Here is an 18965-nt window from a genome sequence, read left to right on the forward strand (position 1 = left end):
GCGGAATTGGTAGACGCACCAGATTTAGGTTCTGGCGCCGCAAGGTGTGAGAGTTCAAGTCTCTCCTTCCGCACCATTATTAAGAAAGCTCGTCATTTGACGAGCTTTTTTTCTATCTATTCCTCTCTGACAATTACGTTAGTTGAATCTTTGAAAGTTTCTTCAATATTGTTAATTTCTTCTATTAGCTCACAGAAAAGTATTTTGCTACTGTCCATTCTAGGATAGACAGGCAACCTTAGTTCAATACACTGATCTTCAAGGATATTTATGACTTTCCAAGATTACTCCGTTGCTATTGGACAGTATTCAAAAGGCGATGATTTAGGTTTCAAAACGGCGCATTTCAACACTCCTCATGACCTTACAATATCTTCAGCGATAACAAATGCTTTCAACCCTTCTTATCTTCTGTATACAGAGCAAGGACATTATCTCATTTCCGAATGTTCTCAACAGGAAGGATCGGCCCTTATATTCGTGCCTACAAACAGTGAAGATCATCAAGTAAGATTGCTTGATGGTGATTACCCATGCCACCTTGCAATATCTCCGAATAAAGAATTATTAGGCGTCGCGCATTATGGGACAGGTAACTTCGAGATATTTGCCCTACGGGCACATGGCATTATTGGAGAACGTATAGCTTTACTGGCTAATGAAGGCTCTAGCGTTCATCCTACTCGCCAGCAAGCCCCCCATGGGCACCAGTTACAGTTTATCCCCAATAGCCAACAGTTCGTCACGGTAGACTTAGGCATCGACACATTGAGCTTTTACGAATATAACAAAACTGATGCGGTTCTATCTCAGTCTTTGGTAATGCCGCTGGGAAGTGGTCCTCGACATGTAGACTTCTCTCAAGATGGTAAATTTGGGTATGTGTTGTGTGAACTCGATGAATCACTGCATGTTATCAAGCGTAGCGATCATGGGATTTGGCAGCTAATTTACTCTACTTCAGCGTTTCCTGAACATATTAGTCATGAAGCGGCGGCGGCTGTTAAGCTCTCACCGAACAATCGCTTTGTTTATTTAACAGGTCGCGGAGAGTCTATCGTCTCTTGGTTTGAAGTAAGTGACCCTGCAGTACCTGCTTATCAAGGCTTTGTCAGTTCAGGGGGACAGTTCCCACGAGATTTGTGTCTTTCGCCGGATGGAAAGTATCTTATGACAGCAAACCAGCATTCTGACAATTTAGCTTTGTTTACCGTCGATGAAGCAACTGGGGCACCAACGCTAGAATCAGTATCAGATCCTATCACTGCCCCAGTATGTCTAGTCATTTATTAAGTTATTTAAGGCCAATCGCGTATTTTAAAACTTGCTCTTTAATCGGCCCAGAATGCTCTGCCACTTTCAGTAGAGCATTTCGAGCAAATGCCAGCGGTGGTAAGGTACTACTAAACCCTTTATAGAATACATCCATGCCCGTTTGCATTAACAGGTTATCTGGACGACGCTCTAGCTCATAACGACGCAATGCCTCAATAGAAACCCCTTTATCTTCAAACGCTTTCAACAAGGCTTCTACATCTTTAAAGCCAAGATTAACGCCCTGACCAGCCAACGGATTTATCGTGTGTGCTGAATCCCCTACTAATACACAACCGTGTTTATAATATCGCTGTGCATGTCGACGTGTCAGTGGGAATGAACCGTGCTGTAATACGCTAACCTTACCCAGTTCAGCTGGAAAGTACTCAACAATCTCCTGCTCTAACTGGGCGTGACTCATATTCTTTAACTGCTTAATCCGTTTAGGGGAGTCGTACCAAACTAATGAGCCTTGGTTTCCACATAGTGGTAAAAATGAACGAGGCCCTGACGTGGTAAACCACTGCCACGTGATGTCTTGTTGAGGGAGTTCCGTCTCAACATTAATCAGCATGCACTCTTGACGATAATCCCATGCAGTCACCCCAATGCCACTGGCTTGTCGTACTCTTGAATTCGCACCATCCGCACCAACGACCAGAGTCGCAGCAATTTCACGCCCGGATTCTAAGATGATAGTTGAGCCTTCATCGTCAAGCGTTAAGCTCTCAACACCATCACCTTCAATCACTTTCAAGTTGTCGAAACGATGAAACTGCTGCCATAACCCTAGTTGGATCACTCGGTTTTCAACAATGTAGCCCAATTGCTCTAGATGCAGAGATTCGGCATTGAAACGAATTCGACAGTTTTCCGCTTCCCATGTTTCAAGACGTGCATAAGGGCACACACGCATCGCCTCTATGACGCTCCAAGCATCGAGATATGTCAGTAAATCAACAGAACGATGAGAAATAGCAGAAACACGCAGGTCCATTGGCTGCGAATTTTCGAAAGCTTGAGGGGTGAATTTTTCGATAACAGCGACTGAGCGCCCTTGTTTAGCAAGACCCAGCGCCATCGCTGCTCCCACCATGCCACCACCAACAACTGCAATTTCAAACTGTTCCATCGTCTTCTTACTACCCTAAATTCAATGTGTGTTCATTGTACGTAGCCCGCTCTAAAAGCGCGAGCGAATTCCTTCGAAAAACCCTGCTTTTGTGAGGCCTAATAACCGCTTACAGCAATTGAAATATAAGCTCTCAAAGAGATTTTACACTACCCCTAGTCAGGCGGTTTTTAAAGCAGTACAATACGCCGCTTACCGCCAAGATGGTGGTCATAATTTAAGCAGCCGCTTCATTGTTTTCGCAATACAGCGCCTGTGCAAGAAAAAGATTTAAATAACTGACGAGCGATAGTGATGAGTAAGAAACTGCTAATTAAAACCTGGGGCTGCCAGATGAACGAATACGATTCATCAAAAATGGCCGATCTGCTTAATGCGGCAAATGGCTATGAGCTAACAGAAGATCCAGAGGAAGCAGACGTACTACTTTTGAACACTTGCTCTATCCGTGAAAAAGCGCAAGAGAAAGTGTTCCACCAACTTGGTCGTTGGAAAACCCTAAAAGACAAAAAAGATGGCGTTGTTATCGGTGTGGGTGGCTGTGTAGCGACTCAAGAAGGTGACCATATTCGTGAACGTGCGCCATTTGTTGACGTTATCTTTGGCCCACAAACTCTTCACCGTTTGCCTGAAATGATCAAGCAGTCACAAAGCGATGAAGCGCCAGTAATGGATATCTCTTTCCCAGAGATCGAGAAGTTTGACCGTCTGCCGGAACCACGTGCGGAAGGCGCTACAGCGTTTGTTTCAATTATGGAAGGCTGCAGTAAGTACTGTACTTACTGTGTTGTTCCGTATACTCGTGGTGAAGAAGTAAGCCGTCCAATGGATGACGTATTGTTTGAAATTGCTCAGCTTGCCGATCAAGGCGTTCGTGAAGTAAACCTACTTGGCCAAAACGTGAATGCTTATCGTGGTCCAATGCACGATGGTGATATCTGTTCTTTTGCCGAGCTACTACGTCTGGTTGCTTCTATTGATGGTATTGATCGTATCCGCTTTACGACAAGTCACCCGCTAGAGTTCACTGATGACATCATTGCTGTTTACGAAGACACACCTGAGCTTGTTAGCTTCCTACACTTGCCAGTACAAAGTGGTTCAGACCGTGTATTGACTATGATGAAGCGTCCACACACAGCGATTGAATACAAGTCTATCATTCGTAAACTTCGCAAAGCGCGTCCTGATATTCAAATCAGTTCAGACTTCATTGTTGGTTTCCCAGGTGAAACTGACAAAGATTTCCAAGACACGATGAAACTGATCAAGGACGTAGATTTTGATATGAGCTTTAGCTTTATCTTCTCTCCTCGTCCAGGTACGCCAGCAGCAGATTACCCATGTGATCTTCCTGAGCAAACTAAGAAAGACCGCTTATACGAGCTACAACAAACTGTAAACTCGCAGGCAATGCGTTATTCACGTCAGATGCTAGACACTGAGCAACGTGTTTTGGTTGAAGGTCCATCTAAGAAGAACCTGATGGAGCTTCGTGCGCGCACCGAAAACAACCGTGTGGTTAACTTCGAAGGTGGTGCAGAGCTAATCGGCCAGTTTGTTGACGTGAAAATCACAGACGTGTTCGCAAACTCCCTACGTGGTGAGCTAGTAAGAACAGAAAAAGATATGGATCTTCGCAGTGTTATTTCTCCAACACAAATGATGGCAAAAACCAAACGCGAAGATGAGCTAGGTGTAGCGACCTTTACGCCTTAGCGCCTATACCCAAACAGCTTCAATGTGCTATTTTGGAGTTAATTGGGTAAAAATATGCGAAGCCCGGTCACAGTCGGGCTTCATACATCGCCCTTAAGGGCAAAATGTGAGGCAACATTGAGTAATCAAATCGTAACTCTAGAAATTCATCTAGAACCTTCAGACAACCGCCGTCTATCAAGCTTGTGCGGTCCTTTCGATGACAATATCAAACATTTAGAACGCCGCTTAGGTGTCGAGATCAACCACAGAAGCAACTTCTTTACGATCGTGGGCAAGCCGCACACTAGCGCCGCAGCTCTAGATATCATCAAAACGCTTTATGTCGACACAGCACCTGTGCGTGGCCAGATCCCTGATATTGAGCCAGAGCAAATTCACTTAGCCGTTAAAGAATCTGGTGTACTTGAGCAAAATACCGAATCAGAAATCGCTCACGGAAAAGAAGTCTTCGTAAAGACCAAGAAAGGCATCATCAAACCGCGTACACCTAATCAAGCTCAGTACCTAGTGAATATGGTCACTCATGATATTAGCTTCGGTATTGGGCCTGCTGGTACAGGTAAAACCTACCTAGCAGTAGCTGCTGCAGTAGACGCACTGGAGCGCCAAGAGATTCGCCGTATCCTACTGACTCGTCCAGCAGTAGAAGCGGGTGAAAAACTAGGCTTCCTGCCAGGTGATTTAAGTCAGAAGGTCGATCCGTACCTTCGACCTCTATACGATGCGTTATTTGAAATGCTTGGTTTTGAGCGCGTAGAGAAACTCATTGAACGCAATGTTATTGAGGTTGCTCCCCTCGCCTACATGCGCGGCCGCACACTTAACGATGCCTTCATTATTCTCGATGAGAGCCAGAACACCACCGTTGAACAAATGAAGATGTTCCTGACGCGTATCGGCTTTAACTCGCGCGCAGTTATCACTGGTGACGTCACACAAATCGACTTGCCGCGTGGCGCAAAATCTGGCCTTCGTCATGCGATTGAAGTGCTGAGTGAAGTTGACGAAATCAGCTTTAACTTCTTCCAGTCAGATGATGTCGTTCGTCACCCTGTCGTTGCGCGCATCGTAAATGCTTACGAGAAATGGGAAGCGAAAGATGCCAAAGAACGTAAAGAAATTGAGCGTAAGCGACGTGAAGAACGTGAAGCGGCGCAAAAGCTGCTTGATGCAGCATCTGCTAGCGCAACCGTGGATGGAAAGTAATGGCGATTGAACTCGATCTTCAAATTGCAGTCGAATCAGAACAAGGGTTACCAAGTGCTGACGAATTTCAAGGCTGGTTGGACAAAACCATTATTCCGTTTCAACAAGATGCTGAGTTGACGATTCGTATCGTCGATGAAGAAGAGAGCCAACAGCTTAACCGCGACTACCGTGGTAAAGATAAACCAACCAATGTGCTCTCTTTTCCTTTTGAAGCTCCTCCAGGTGTAGAAATGGATCTGCTTGGTGACATGATCATTTGTCGTCAAGTTGTCGAAAAAGAGGCCATTGAGCAATCCAAGCCTTTGATTGCACACTGGGCACATATGGTTGTACATGGGAGTCTTCATCTGCTAGGTTATGATCATATTGAGGATGACGAAGCAGAAGAAATGGAAGCTTTGGAAACCGAAATCATGCTTGATATGGGCTTTGATGACCCATATTTAGTAGAAAAGGAGTAAGCACATTTCGCTGGCGTTCGCGCTAAAAAGAATCTGTTTACGCATGTGCGCTATCACACATCTGATAGCATTCTGAATTGAGAAGTCATGAACGAAGAGTCTTCTCCCTCTCAACCAGAGGGAAACAGTAAAAAGTCGGAAGGTCCGAGTAGAAAGTCCTTCTTTGAGCGCCTAGGTCAAATTTTTCAAGGCGAACCAAAAGACCGCCAAGAGCTTGTAGATGTTATCCGCGACTCTGAAGAAAACGACCTAATTGACCACGATACCCGCGATATGCTCGAAGGTGTCATGGAAATTTCTGAAATGCGAGTGCGCGATATTATGCTGCCACGCTCGCAAATGGTTACTATCGAGCGTTCCGATAACCTCGATAAGCTAATCGAACTGATGACAGATGCACAGCATTCTCGCTACCCTGTTATCAGTGAAGATAAAGACCATGTAGAAGGCATCCTCTTAGCTAAGGACCTCCTCCGTTATTTGGGCTCAGAAAGCGCCCCGTTTGATATTGAAGAAGTGATTCGCCCAGCGGTTGTAGTTCCTGAAAGTAAGCGCGTTGATCGCCTACTGAAGGAGTTCCGTGAAGAGCGCTATCACATGGCCATTGTCGTCGATGAATTTGGTGGAGTATCAGGTCTAGTGACCATCGAAGATATTCTCGAAGAAATCGTTGGCGAAATCGAAGACGAATTCGATGACGATGATGAGCTTGATATCAGAAAACTGAGTAAGCACACATTCGCGGTGAAAGCGCTCACTACTATTGAAGAGTTCAATGAAACATTCGGCTCTAACTTTAGTGATGAGGAAGTCGACACTGTAGGTGGCCTAGTCATGACTGCATTCGGTCACTTACCTTCACGTGGTGAAGTGGTTGAAATAGAAAATTACAACTTTAAGGTGACAGCGGCGGATAATCGTCGTGTGGTTCAGGTCCAAGTCACAATACCTGACCAAGAAACGGCTTCAAGTGTCGAGGAATAACCTCACCACTTGCTGCTCACCAAAAAAGTGAGATGATATTTAAATGAAGAAAAATCTTCGCATATTGCGGCCCATCGGGGCCGCTTTTGTTGGTGCTAGCACCACTCTCGCATTTGCTCCCTATCAGCTATGGCCCTTGGCTATTCTGAGCCCATTTCTCCTTCTCCTCCTCATCAAAGGTCGCAGTACAAAAAGTGCGCTTTGGACAGGTTATGCATGGGGAATAGGTCAATTTGCCACTGGCATCAGTTGGGTTCACGTCAGTATCGATACCTTTGGTGGTATGCCGAAGATTGCCAGCGTGTTCTTAATGGCACTCTTAGTCGGCTACCTATCCATTTACTCAGCTCTGTTTGCTTGGTCTCTAAATCGATTCTTCCCGTCAGACAATAAAACCCGTTATTTTGTCGCAGCGCCAGCACTCTGGTTAATCTTTGATTGGGCTCGCGGTTGGGTGATGACGGGTTTCCCTTGGCTGTGGTTAGGGTACAGTCAAATTGATTCACCGTTAGCGAGCTTTGCACCTATTGGTGGCGTTGAACTCATTACCTTGCTACTGATCGTAATGGCTGCCAGCCTAACTTACTTAACCGTAACTAAACAGTGGCAACTCGCTATCATCCCTCTAGTCATATTCGCCACTGGATTCGGCCTACGTAACTACGACTGGGTCACGCCCGCTCCAAGTCGCACCAAATCGGTCGCATTGATTCAAGGTAATATCGATCAAGCCATGAAGTGGATGCCCAATCACCGATGGCCAACAATAATGAAATATACCGATCTAAGTCGTGAAAACTGGGATGCGGACATTATCATTTGGCCAGAAGCTGCAATTCCCGCAATGGAATTCGAATTACCTTCATTTCTACGTAACTTGGACTCTGCGGCTAAAATGAATGATTCTGCGATCATTACTGGGGTCATCAACAAAACGGAGTCCGGTGAGTATTACAACAGCATATTGGTTGTAGGACAGACACCTTACGGTGATTACGAAATGGATCTCGATGAACGTTATCACAAGCACCATTTGCTTCCATTCGGTGAATTCGTGCCATTTGGAGATCTATTAAGACCTATCGCCCCGTTTTTTAACTTGCCTATGTCTTCATTCAGCCGTGGTGCTTACGTACAGCCTAATATTGTGGCTAACGGTATGCATCTAGCGCCAGCATTATGTTATGAGATTATTTTTGGGGAACAAGTTAGGCAGAACGTTACTGATGACACCGATTACCTGTTAACGCTGTCCAATGATGCTTGGTTTGGGCGCTCTATTGGGCCATTGCAGCATATGGAAATTGCACGAATGCGCGCATTAGAGCTTGGCTTACCACTTATTCGTTCGACCAATAATGGTGTGACTGCCGTTACCGATCACAAAGGTAAGATTACTGCTCAAATCCCTCAGTTTGAAACCGCTGTGCTTAGAACTGACGTCACTCCAACCGACGGAACAACTTGGTATCGTGAAGTAGGAACTTGGCCTTTATATGCGTGGGTATTACTTTGCCTAGGCTTTGGCATCATTAGACGCAACAAGTAATCACCTCTTATACACCGGCCATTGAACTCCTTTAGTATCAATGGCCGAGCTGGTCTTCTTACCGAGAAAATCCCATCGAAAAGCGCGCTTCATAAACTTTCTTCCATAATATATAACTATTTGGTTCTTTTCCCTTGCCAAACAAAATCATATTCTTATCTGGTAATCAATAACCACCACGGTTGAATGAAGGAACATTATAATGAGCAAGATTTACGAAGATAATTCACTGACAATTGGTAACACCCCTCTAGTTCGCCTAAACAAAGTAAGTAATGGTAACGTGCTTGCTAAAGTTGAAGCACGCAACCCAAGCTTCAGCGTTAAGTGCCGTATCGGTGCAAACATGATCTGGGAAGCGGAAAAAGACGGTCGTCTAAAAGCAGGCGTAGAGCTAGTTGAGCCAACCAGTGGTAACACAGGTATTGCTCTTGCTTTCGTTGCAGCTGCACGTGGCTACAAACTCACACTTACTATGCCTGAATCTATGAGTCTCGAGCGTCGTAAGCTTCTCAAGGCACTAGGTGCTAACCTTGAACTCACAGAAGCAGCGAAAGGCATGAAAGGGGCTATCGCTAAAGCAGAAGAGATTGTCGCTTCAAATCCAGAAAAGTATCTGCTACTTCAACAGTTCAACAACCCAGCAAACCCAGCCATTCATGAAAAGACAACGGGTCCAGAGATCTGGGAAGCAACGGATGGTGAGATCGATGTATTTGTCGCTGGTGTAGGTACAGGTGGTACTATCACAGGTACTAGCCGCTATATTAAGGGCGAAAAAGGTAAAGCAATTGTTTCAGTTGCCGTTGAGCCAGCAGAATCACCAGTCATTTCTCAAGTGCTAGCAGGTCAAGAGATCCAACCAGCTCCTCACAAAATCCAAGGCATCGGTGCAGGATTTATCCCAGAGAACTTGGATCTTGAGCTTGTTGACCGTGTTGAACTGGTTACTTCTGAAGAAGCCATCGAAATGGCGCGTCGCCTAATGGAAGAAGAAGGTATCCTAGCTGGTATCTCATCAGGCGCAGCTGTTGTTGCGGCTAACAAGCTTGCTGAACTCCCTGAATTCAAAGGTAAAACCATTGTCACCGTACTCCCAAGTTCAGGTGAGCGCTACCTAAGCTCTGCATTGTTTGCCGGTATATTTACTGACAAAGAGATTCAGCAGTAATATGTTGCCAAATCAATTTTTGCACGAAAAAAGCCCCTTTAAGGGGCTTTTTTGTTGAAACTCTGTCAGCCTTTGGTAATATCAGGTCAGTTTTATTTTAAGCCGAAAAATAAATAGGCTAATTACAGAATTTCGTAAGACAGGTATACAGCGAAGACTGCAATCATGTCCTACAATTCTAGACCGACACAATTCTTAACAGTTATGACTTTCGTACTATAGCGAGGCGTAACATTTAACGATAAGCTTTGTTTGGTTTAGAAACTAAACATAAAATAAATCAATTGGGGTATAAAAAATGTACGAGAAGCAAGTAGAAATCACAGCAGAAAACGGCCTTCACACTCGTCCGGCTGCTCAGTTCGTTAAAGAAGCAAAAGCATTTGACGCTGACATCACTGTGGCTACTAACGGCAAAAGCGCTAGCGCAAAAAGCCTATTCAAACTACAAACTCTAGGTCTAGTTAAAGGCACTACTATCACAATCTCTGCTGAAGGCCCACAAGCTCAACAAGCAGTTGACCACCTAGTAGCTCTAATCCCTGAGCTTCACTAAGAACCCAGTTCTCCTTAAAGCCATTTTGTGAAAACAGAATGGCTTTATTGGAAATAGCTCTAGCTATCAGCTACACATAATAAGTAGCTAATAACTATCCAATCTTTAATACATTAGACCAAATAAAGGTAAAGCTATGATTTCAGGCATCCTAGCATCTCCTGGTATTGCTATTGGTAAAGCACTACTACTTCAAGAAGACGAGATTGTTCTAAACACGTCGACTATTTCAGATGACCAAGTTGAAGCAGAAGTTGCGCGTTTCTTTGACGCTCGCAACAAGTCAGCTCAACAACTAGAAGTCGTTAAGCAAAAAGCGCTTGAGACTTTTGGTGAAGAGAAAGAGGCTATCTTCGAAGGCCATATCATGCTTCTTGAAGATGAAGAGCTAGAAGAGGAAATCCTAGCACTCATCAAGAAAGACAAACTATCTGCAGACAACGCGATTCACACAGTAATCGAAGAGCAAGCGACTGCACTAGAATCTCTAGATGACGAATACCTTAAAGAGCGTGCAACTGATATCCGTGATATCGGTACTCGTTTCGTTAAGAACGCACTAGGCATCAACATCGTTTCACTAGGTGATATCGATGAAGAAGTTATCCTAGTAGCTTACGACCTAACTCCATCTGAGACTGCGCAAATCAACCTTGATTACGTGCTAGGTTTCGCATGTGACATCGGCGGTCGTACTTCGCACACTTCTATCATGGCCCGTTCACTAGAACTTCCTGCGATTGTTGGTACTAACGACATCACTAAGAAAGTGAACAACGGCGACATGTTGGTTCTTGACGCGATGAACAACAAGATCATCGTAAACCCAACTCAAGCTGAGATTGACGAAGCTAAAGCGGTACGTGAAGCGTTCCTTGCAGAAAAAGAGGAACTAGCAAAACTTAAAGACCTACCAGCAGAAACTCTAGACGGCCACCGTGTAGAAGTTTGCGGTAACATCGGTACAGTGAAAGACTGCGATGGCATCAACCGTAACGGCGGTGAAGGTGTTGGTCTGTATCGTACAGAATTCCTATTCATGGACCGTACTGCTCTTCCTACTGAAGAAGAACAGTATCAAGCTTATAAAGAAGTTGCGGAAGCAATGCACGGTCACGCGGTAATTATCCGTACTATGGATATCGGTGGTGATAAAGACCTACCTTACCTAGACCTTCCAGAAGAAATGAACCCATTCCTTGGTTGGCGTGCAGTTCGTATCAGCTTGGATCGTCGTGAAATCCTTCGTGACCAGCTACGTGGTATCCTACGTGCATCAGCACACGGTAAGCTGCGCATCATGTTCCCAATGATCATCTCTGTAGAAGAGATTCGTGAACTGAAAGCTGCTATCGAAGAGTACAAAGCAGAACTTCGTGCTGAAGGTCTAGCATTTGACGAAAACATCGAAATCGGTGTAATGGTTGAAACTCCTGCTGCGGCAGCGATTGCTCACCACCTAGCGAAAGAAGTTTCGTTCTTTAGTATTGGTACTAACGACTTAACTCAGTATACTCTAGCAGTAGACCGTGGTAATGAGCTTATTTCTCACCTATACAACCCACTTTCACCTGCTGTACTTACAGTAATTAAGCAAGTGATCGACGCTTCGCATAAAGAAGGTAAGTGGACTGGTATGTGTGGTGAGCTTGCTGGCGACGAGCGTGCGACTCTACTTCTACTGGGCATGGGCCTAGATGAGTTTAGTATGAGCGGTATTTCAATTCCTAAGGTTAAGAAAGTAATCCGCAACGCTAACTTCGCAGAAGTAAAAGCAATGGCTGATGAAGCGCTAGAAATGGCGACTGCTGCAGAAATTGAGGCACACGTCGAAAAATTTATCGCAGAAAAGACAAACTGCTAATATAATTGAGCAGAACAAAATCAAACCTTTAGGAGCACAACATGGGTCTGTTTGACAAACTGAAGAAGCTAGTATCTGACGACAGCGCTGACACTGGTGCAATCGAAATTATCGCACCTCTTTCTGGTGAAATTGTAAACATCGAAGATGTGCCAGATGTCGTATTTGCTGAGAAAATCGTTGGTGACGGTATTGCAATCAAGCCAGCTGGTGACAAGATGGTAGCTCCTGTTAACGGTACTATCGGTAAGATCTTTGAGACGAACCACGCGTTCTCTATCGAGTCTGACGACGGCATCGAGCTATTTGTTCACTTTGGTATCGACACTGTTGAACTGAAAGGTGAAGGCTTCAAGCGTATCGCTGAAGAAGGCCAATCAGTAAAAGCAGGTGACACTATCATCGAATTCGACCTAGCACTTCTAGAAGAGAAAGCTAAGTCAACGCTAACTCCTGTTGTTATCTCTAACATGGACGAAATCAAAGAGCTGAACAAGCTTGCTGGTTCTGTAACTGTTGGTGAAACGCCAGTACTACGCGTAACTAAGTAATTAGTTAATCTCGACGTAGAAAAAACGCAGCCTTGGCTGCGTTTTTTTATGTCTGCGACTTATCTGAACAATTTAATTGCCTTGTTATCTACTCACCTTTATAGCGAGATTGATGCAAGAACATCTCCAGCAAATGTTTTAACGCTGAGAGTATTGTCTTCAAGCAATCCATAACTCGCAGCATAACCATCTCGTGGGAATGTGATAGAGCCAGGATTGAAAATAATTTGCTCTCCTTGCCATTCGGCTACTGGTATATGTGTATGTCCATGAGCAATCACGTCTCCTTGCTTTAACGCAGGTCGTTTATCTGTGTTATAAAGATGCCCATGAGTTAAGAATAATCGCTGTCCACTTGCCAACATTACCCATGCATAGTCACTCATCATAGGAAAGTCTAAGAGCATCTGGTCGACTTCACTATCGCAATTGCCTCGTACCGCAATAATACTGGTGCTGAGCTCATTAAGCCGTTCCGCTACTTTAGGTGGGTTATAGCTCTCTGGTACTGGATTTCTCGGCCCGTGGTTAAGCACATCACCTAAAATTACTAAATGCTCCGCGCCTGAGCGATGATATTCTGCTAGAACCTGTTCAGTGGCACCAAGACTGCCATGCAAATCAGAAGCAAAAAATAGTTTCACTGGTTTATCTCCACCATTACTAATGGAGGTATTGTAACTCAGCTAAACCTAGTTCGCCCGTTTCATTCCTCTTTAGCCATACCATTCACAACAATGTTATTGTAACTAACCATACCAATCACCTTACCGTGTTCAATGACAGGTGCACGACTAATCCCAAACCGCTCGAATAAGCGAGCGCAATATTTCACATTCATATTAGGATCAACAGACAATGCGGGCTTAGTCATAATCTCATAGATGTTTGTTCGCTCGGCTGAGCGGTTTTTCGCCAACACCTTTTTGGCAATATCATTCATCAATACGATACCGTATTCATCATCATCATGACGCTTTTCGACAACCAGTGCTTTTACCTGATGCTCACGAGCCAAAACGATGCCCTCATGCACTGTCTTTAATCCATCCACCATCACATAACTGTTTGCCATGACATCACGTACACAGACTTTTTCATGTCGGCTCATAGCTCATCCTCTACCACTTTGGTTAATGTCTCGACTTGGTGAGCGACACCTACCGCATCTTCTATATCGATCTGCACCGCAATCCCCTGTCCCGAAGTTTGGTCAAACTCTCCGACCTGATTAATGGTCTCTAATATCTGCCGCGATAAGTGCTCTTCTACAACAAACAGCAGCACATCTTTTTGAACCTCTAATGTAAGTCCAAAGAAGGTTCGCTTTTTATTAAGCCCTTCCCCTCTCGCGTTATTAATTACCGTTGCTCCTGTGGCTCCCGCTGTACGAGCCGCATCAAGAACGGAGTCTGTTTTACTGTCTTCAACAAATGCCAGAATGAGCTTAAAGCGCATTGTTCTTCTCCTTTGAAGCTAGATCGCGATGCTTTGAATGTTGACTCAAGAATTGAATCAACTGTGCATACGCCATCACGGAAATAATAGGAAATAAGCTAGCAAACGCGATCAAACCAAACCCATCAATCATAGGGTTTCGTCCTGGTACGGTGGAAGCTAGCCCTAACCCCAACGCCGTCACCAAAGGGACCGTGACCGTTGAGGTCGTCACCCCGCCAGAATCATAAGCTAACGGAATAATAAATTTGGGAGCAAAATAGGTTTGAATCACCACCAAGATGTAGCCTGCGATGATGTAATAGTGAATGGGGTCTCCGACAACAATACGATAGCTGCCAAGGGAGATACCAACAGCCACCCCCAGCGCCACTGCGATTCTTAACCCATTTACTGAAATCGAACCAGCAGAAACTTGATTCGCTTTGATAGCAACCGCCAATAACGATGGTTCAGCAATCGTGGTACTAAACCCTATACAGTAAGCAAACAGGTAAACCCAATAATAGTCGATCCACTCCAATGACTGGCCTACCGTCACCTTAAATTCTTGCAAGAATTCAGGTGCCGTTAACTGCATCGCCATGGTTTCACCTAACGGGAACAGAGCAAGTTCTAATCCCACTAAAAACAAACTAAGCCCGAGAATCACATAGCCAAAGCCAAGTAGAACTTTTAACGGGTTAGTAATTGGCTTCTTCAAGATCGCAAACTGAAATCCGAAAATGATCACCATGATCGGTGTAACGTCACGAATCGTGAGCAACAGTGTGGTGAGAAAATCCAAGATGATAGTCATACTGCAATCATCCCGTAAACCATAACGAACATCATTGGTAACAGCGACGCAAAGGCAATGAGACCAAAACCATCCAGCATCGGGTTACGCCCCTTAATGGTGCTGGCTAACCCTACACCCAACGCGGTGACTAATGGTACTGTTATTGTTGATGTCGTTACACCACCTGAGTCGTAAGCCACACCGATAATGTATTCCGGTGCGAACCCTGTCAGTATCACTACACCGACATAACCGCCAATAATCATCCACTGGATAGGCCAACCTTTAAGTATGCGCAGCACACCCAATACAATGGCAACCCCAACTGAAATGGCAACGGCCAAGCGCAAGCCATCCGCATAGTCTTGCATGGCCTCTTCCGTCATCGGAATTTTCCCCCCTTCCGCCGCCACTTCAGCTGCTTCAGCAGATACCGCTGTTAGCGCAGGCTCGGCAATGGTAGTCCCAAAGCCTAGACAGAACGAAAACACCATCAACCAGAAGACGCTGCCCTTTCGTGCAAACGACTGAGCCATGGACTCACCGATGGGAAATAACCCCATTTCTAACCCAAATACAAAAAAGGTCAGCCCTAGGACCACAAGCAATAGGCCAAATAAGATAGAGAGAACATTAGGAAGCGGCTCTTGCAGTACGACCAATTGGAAAAACAGCACGACCAAAACGATGGGCAGTAGATCTTTGAAACTACTGGCCATTGAATGAAGAAGCGCTTTCAATCCTTGCATCGCTTTCCTCCGCTTCCATACGATAGTTTTATGATGGCACACATTAAATGTAAGAAGATGTGACAATAATGGCAATATTGCGCAATGCTCACGTCAATCCACAAGACTGTGACTAGTACAACATGTGCTACACCCACAACAACGTTAGTTAATCCTCTGATTCATTGCTATATTTACTTATTCAGCAACTGAGTCATATCGGTAAGTTGTCAATTACTGAGGAGAAGGACAGAGATGAATTTGCTTGTAACAGGTGGCACAGGGTTTATTGGGCGAGAGTTACTGAAACACCTAACCACCTACTCCATCACTCTGCTGACCCGTGATGAACAGACAGCAAGAAAAACGCTACATCACACTGACTGTGGCAATATTCACTATGTCGATTCATTAGATAGCTTTAACGACCTCAATGCGTTTGATGCCGTCATAAATCTCGCTGGAGAGCCGATTGCAGATAAACGTTGGAGCGAAGCTCAAAAAAAACGTATTTGTGACAGCCGCTGGAAGATCACCGAAACCCTTGTGGAGCTGATTCACGCCAGCACTGAACCTCCTGCAATTTTTATTAGTGGCTCAGCCGTTGGTTATTACGGAGATCAACAAGATCACCCTTTCGACGAAAGTCTGCATGTCAATCAGGATACCTTTGCTCACAACGTCTGTGAACGTTGGGAACACATCGCCTTGCGAGCACAGTCCGACCAAACAAGAGTGTGTCTATTACGTACTGGTGTTGTGCTTGGCGAAGGTGGCGGAGCATTAGCTAAGATGCTGCTGCCCTATAAGTTGGGGCTCGGTGGACCGATTGGTAACGGAAAACAATATATTCCTTGGATACATATACTAGATATGGTGCGCGCGATTGTTTGTTTACTGGAAACTGAACACGCTAGCGGGCCATATAATTTCTGTGCACCTCATGCCGTCACCAACGCAGTTTTCAGTAAAACACTGGCAAGTTCGTTGGGCCGCCCTCATTTTTTATTTACTCCTAAATGGGCGATTAAACTCGCTATGGGAGAGTCTTCATGCTTACTGCTTGACAGCACGAGAGCAAAACCTAAAAAGCTCACAGAGATCGGCTTTAACTTCTCCTTCCCTCACATCGACTCAGCGCTGAAAAACATCGTCGCAAACTCGCGCTAGACCTCGTCTACCTTTAGCGTTAACCTTAACTGAAAGGAAATAAATCATAGGGTTAGCGCAAACATGGGAAAGGCCATTCTTATCACAGGGTGTTCAACAGGTATCGGTTACGTCGCAGCACATGAGTTGCAAAATAGAGGCTACAAGGTCATTGCGTCGTGCCGCGATCCAAAAGATGTGGATAGGCTCAACCAAGAAGGGCTGACTTGTATTCAACTCGATCTGACCGATAGCAAGAGCATTAAGTTGGGAGTTCAAAAAGCACTCGCTTTGTGTGAGGGGAGCCTTTATGCCTTGTTTAACAATGGTGCCTACGGCCAACCCGGAGCCCTAGAAGACCTGCCAACCGATGCACTAAGAGAACAATTTGAGGCAAACTTCTTTGGTTGGCATGAGCTGACGAAACAAGTACTACCGGTAATGCGAAAACAAGGCGACGGTCGTATTATTCAAAACAGCTCTGTCCTCGGGTTTGCTGCGATGAAATACCGTGGAGCATATAATGCTTCTAAGTTTGCCCTCGAGGGATGGACCGACACTCTCAGACTTGAGTTATACCAAACGAACATTAAAGTATCACTCATAGAACCAGGGCCTATTGAGACACAATTTAGAGCCAATGCCAAGGCCGCGTTTTTAAAATGGATTAATATTGATGCCAGCGCACATAAAACGCATTACCAGCAACAGCTAAGCCGATTATCAGCGGAAGGCTCCAATAATCAATTCGTACTGCCGCCGGAATCTTGCGTTGTGCCGCTGTTACATGCCCTCGAGTCAGACAACCCTAAGTTACGCTATCGAGTCACCACACCAACGAAGGTATTTGCCTTACTAAAACGTCTGCTTCCAAGCAAATGGTTAGATCCTATTTTGCGAAAAGCCGCATAAAAAATGATCATTTGTAATTTTAGTGTCACATATGAAGGATATATTGCTCAACGTAGTTAAATATAAGAGACGAAACCATACCCTACACAAGTTGGAATCATCTCTCTAACACCTTGCTCACAGCGATATCAATTTGGAATTCTAAAAATGACGCTAAATCAGCTAAACTGGCTGGCTGTGGGTGTAACACTTGCATACTTTGTAATGTTTTAAACACCTTCGCTTGCTGCATTTCTGAAATCCATAAACGCCGCGCTTCACAGTGCGGCGTTTTGGCATCTAAATTCTGTAATCTCTTCGACAAACCTTGATTTTTGGTTCACCAATACCAATCTTGAAAAGAGAACAATGCGAATCACTTAATAAGGATAATTCAATGCAACCAGCGTACATTGTTGATTTAAATGAGCAAAATTTCCGCGAAGTCCTCGAAGGCTCAATGACAGCTCCTGTGCTGATCCACTTTTGGGCACCTATGAGTGAAGAAAGCGCTCAGTTAATTCCTGCTTTAAAGGCATTAACAGAACAATACGCCGGCGCCTATACACTGGCATTGCTGAACTGTGAAGAGCAACAAGCGATTGCTGGACAATTCGGTGTTCAAGCACTTCCTACGATTGCGTTATTCGTGAATGGCCAACCTGTAGACGGACTAGGTGGTCCACAACCAATTGAAGCGGTCAAAGCTATGCTGACAAAACATCTTCCAAGTGAAGATGAACTTAACGCTCGCAAAGCGCTAGAGTTATCACAACAAGGTGAGTTTGAAGCTGCTATTTCTGCATTTGGGACTCTTTCCGAAGAGTATCAAAATAAAGGTGAAATCAAATTGGCAGTTGCCAATTGCTTGCTTGAAACCAATCAATTTGAACGTGCAGAACAAGTACTCAACACTATTCCAATGGAATACAAAGACAACCACTATAAGAGCTTAGTGGCGAAATTAGAACTGCACAAACAGGCAGCTGATAGCCCTGAGATTCAATCTTTAGAAGCGGCATTACAAGCAAACCCTGAGGATCTTAAACTGGTCGCAGAACTTGGTCTTCAGTACCACCAAGTGAATCGTGATGAAGAAGCACTTGCTCTGATATGGACGCCTCTGAGCCGTAATTTGAATGCGCTTGATGGAGACCTGAAAAAAGCCTTTATGGATATCTTGTCTGCGCTAGGTCAAGGTAACCCTATCGCCGCGAAATATCGCCGTCAGTTGTATTCTCTGCTCTACTAATAACTTAGTCATACTCTATTCTAAGGGAAGCACAGGCTTCCCTTTTTTCATATTAGGTTAATATATTTCATTGAACCGCCTTTCCTAGCTATCGGTAATCAATTTAACTCCATGATAAATTTAATGATTACTCGTCGAAAAAATACATACCTTTACACAGTATTGTCTTAACAACGCTGTATACTGTTTA

At 44.7% G+C, this 18965-nt stretch carries 20 protein-coding genes; 14 read left to right on the plus strand and 6 right to left on the minus strand.

Translation table 11 applies throughout. The annotated features are described in order from the left end of the window. On the plus strand, positions 1-228 hold a 228-nt coding region (locus MMA19_RS25380), incomplete at its 5' end, for a hypothetical protein (protein ID WP_240207605.1). 42 nt (positions 229-270) lie between these two features. Beyond that, complete coding sequence (locus MMA19_RS25385; protein ID WP_240207607.1) at positions 271-1293, plus strand: beta-propeller fold lactonase family protein; 1023 nt, start codon at positions 271-273, stop codon at positions 1291-1293. A gap of 1 nt (position 1294) precedes the next feature. Here the strand turns inward: MMA19_RS25385 and MMA19_RS25390 are convergent, their stop codons facing one another. Then, positions 1295-2449: a 2-octaprenyl-3-methyl-6-methoxy-1,4-benzoquinol hydroxylase gene (locus tag MMA19_RS25390; RefSeq protein ID WP_240207608.1), complete on the minus strand. Its 1155-nt coding sequence runs from the start codon at positions 2447-2449 to the stop codon at positions 1295-1297. A gap of 294 nt (positions 2450-2743) precedes the next feature. Between MMA19_RS25390 and miaB the strand changes: the two genes are divergently transcribed. The 9 genes from miaB to crr all read left to right on the plus strand — a co-directional run bounded on the left by miaB (position 2744) and on the right by crr (position 12516). Continuing rightward, entirely contained in the window at positions 2744-4168 is a 1425-nt protein-coding gene (miaB, locus tag MMA19_RS25395) for a tRNA (N6-isopentenyl adenosine(37)-C2)-methylthiotransferase MiaB (RefSeq protein WP_006075471.1), read from the plus strand. Between the two features lie 117 nt (positions 4169-4285). Continuing rightward, positions 4286-5377 (plus strand): PhoH family protein, encoded by a 1092-nt coding sequence (locus MMA19_RS25400; protein WP_006075472.1) that lies wholly within the window; start codon positions 4286-4288, stop codon positions 5375-5377. Further along, positions 5377-5841, plus strand: coding sequence for an rRNA maturation RNase YbeY (gene ybeY, locus MMA19_RS25405; RefSeq protein WP_171393396.1), 465 nt, complete (start codon positions 5377-5379; stop codon positions 5839-5841). The genes MMA19_RS25400 and ybeY overlap by 1 nt, the downstream gene beginning before the upstream one ends. 87 nt (positions 5842-5928) lie before the next feature. Next, positions 5929-6825, plus strand: a complete 897-nt coding sequence (corC, locus tag MMA19_RS25410) for a CNNM family magnesium/cobalt transport protein CorC (protein WP_006075474.1) — start codon at positions 5929-5931, stop codon at positions 6823-6825. A gap of 43 nt (positions 6826-6868) precedes the next feature. Next, the gene (lnt, locus tag MMA19_RS25415) at positions 6869-8374 is read left to right on the plus strand and encodes an apolipoprotein N-acyltransferase (RefSeq protein ID WP_240207610.1); all 1506 of its coding nucleotides are present in this window, start codon (positions 6869-6871) and stop codon (positions 8372-8374) included. 202 nt (positions 8375-8576) lie between these two features. After that, positions 8577-9545, plus strand: coding sequence for a cysteine synthase A (gene cysK, locus MMA19_RS25420; RefSeq protein ID WP_006075477.1), 969 nt, complete (start codon positions 8577-8579; stop codon positions 9543-9545). 298 nt (positions 9546-9843) lie between these two features. Next, positions 9844-10101, plus strand: coding sequence for an HPr family phosphocarrier protein (locus tag MMA19_RS25425; protein ID WP_006075478.1), 258 nt, complete (start codon positions 9844-9846; stop codon positions 10099-10101). A gap of 136 nt (positions 10102-10237) precedes the next feature. Then, positions 10238-11965 (plus strand): phosphoenolpyruvate-protein phosphotransferase PtsI, encoded by a 1728-nt coding sequence (gene ptsI, locus MMA19_RS25430; protein WP_038225348.1) that lies wholly within the window; start codon positions 10238-10240, stop codon positions 11963-11965. Positions 11966-12006: 41 nt separating this feature from the next. After that, a complete protein-coding gene (gene crr / locus MMA19_RS25435; protein ID WP_031494205.1) occupies positions 12007-12516 on the plus strand; it encodes a PTS glucose transporter subunit IIA in 510 nt (169 codons plus the stop codon). Positions 12517-12614: 98 nt separating this feature from the next. Here the strand turns inward: crr and yfcE are convergent, their stop codons facing one another. The 5 genes from yfcE to MMA19_RS25460 form a co-directional block, all read right to left on the minus strand. Next, the gene (yfcE, locus tag MMA19_RS25440) at positions 12615-13160 is read right to left on the minus strand and encodes a phosphodiesterase (RefSeq protein ID WP_240207612.1); all 546 of its coding nucleotides are present in this window, start codon (positions 13158-13160) and stop codon (positions 12615-12617) included. 62 nt (positions 13161-13222) lie between these two features. Further along, positions 13223-13627: a CBS domain-containing protein gene (locus MMA19_RS25445; RefSeq protein ID WP_038225351.1), complete on the minus strand. Its 405-nt coding sequence runs from the start codon at positions 13625-13627 to the stop codon at positions 13223-13225. Continuing rightward, on the minus strand, positions 13624-13974 hold the full coding sequence (locus tag MMA19_RS25450) for a P-II family nitrogen regulator (RefSeq protein ID WP_038225352.1): 351 nt from the start codon (positions 13972-13974) through the stop codon (positions 13624-13626). Before MMA19_RS25450 ends, MMA19_RS25445 begins: the two co-directional genes overlap by 4 nt. After that, positions 13964-14773, minus strand: coding sequence for a DUF1538 domain-containing protein (locus tag MMA19_RS25455; RefSeq protein WP_240207614.1), 810 nt, complete (start codon positions 14771-14773; stop codon positions 13964-13966). Before MMA19_RS25455 ends, MMA19_RS25450 begins: the two co-directional genes overlap by 11 nt. Beyond that, complete coding sequence (locus tag MMA19_RS25460; RefSeq protein ID WP_240207615.1) at positions 14770-15504, minus strand: DUF1538 domain-containing protein; 735 nt, start codon at positions 15502-15504, stop codon at positions 14770-14772. The genes MMA19_RS25455 and MMA19_RS25460 overlap by 4 nt, the downstream gene beginning before the upstream one ends. Positions 15505-15738: 234 nt before the next feature. Between MMA19_RS25460 and MMA19_RS25465 the strand changes: the two genes are divergently transcribed. The 3 genes from MMA19_RS25465 to MMA19_RS25475 all read left to right on the plus strand — a co-directional run bounded on the left by MMA19_RS25465 (position 15739) and on the right by MMA19_RS25475 (position 18775). Beyond that, positions 15739-16653, plus strand: a complete 915-nt coding sequence (locus MMA19_RS25465; RefSeq protein ID WP_062463153.1) for a TIGR01777 family oxidoreductase — start codon at positions 15739-15741, stop codon at positions 16651-16653. Positions 16654-16716: 63 nt separating this feature from the next. Beyond that, positions 16717-17544, plus strand: a complete 828-nt coding sequence (locus tag MMA19_RS25470; protein WP_240207617.1) for an SDR family oxidoreductase — start codon at positions 16717-16719, stop codon at positions 17542-17544. Between the two features lie 376 nt (positions 17545-17920). Further along, the gene (locus tag MMA19_RS25475; protein ID WP_038225357.1) at positions 17921-18775 is read left to right on the plus strand and encodes a co-chaperone YbbN; all 855 of its coding nucleotides are present in this window, start codon (positions 17921-17923) and stop codon (positions 18773-18775) included. Positions 18776-18965 lie beyond the last annotated feature (190 nt).

Source organism: Vibrio sp. CyArs1 (genome assembly GCF_022432925.1).
In the GTDB taxonomy this organism is placed as follows: Bacteria; Pseudomonadota; Gammaproteobacteria; order Enterobacterales; family Vibrionaceae; genus Vibrio; species Vibrio mediterranei.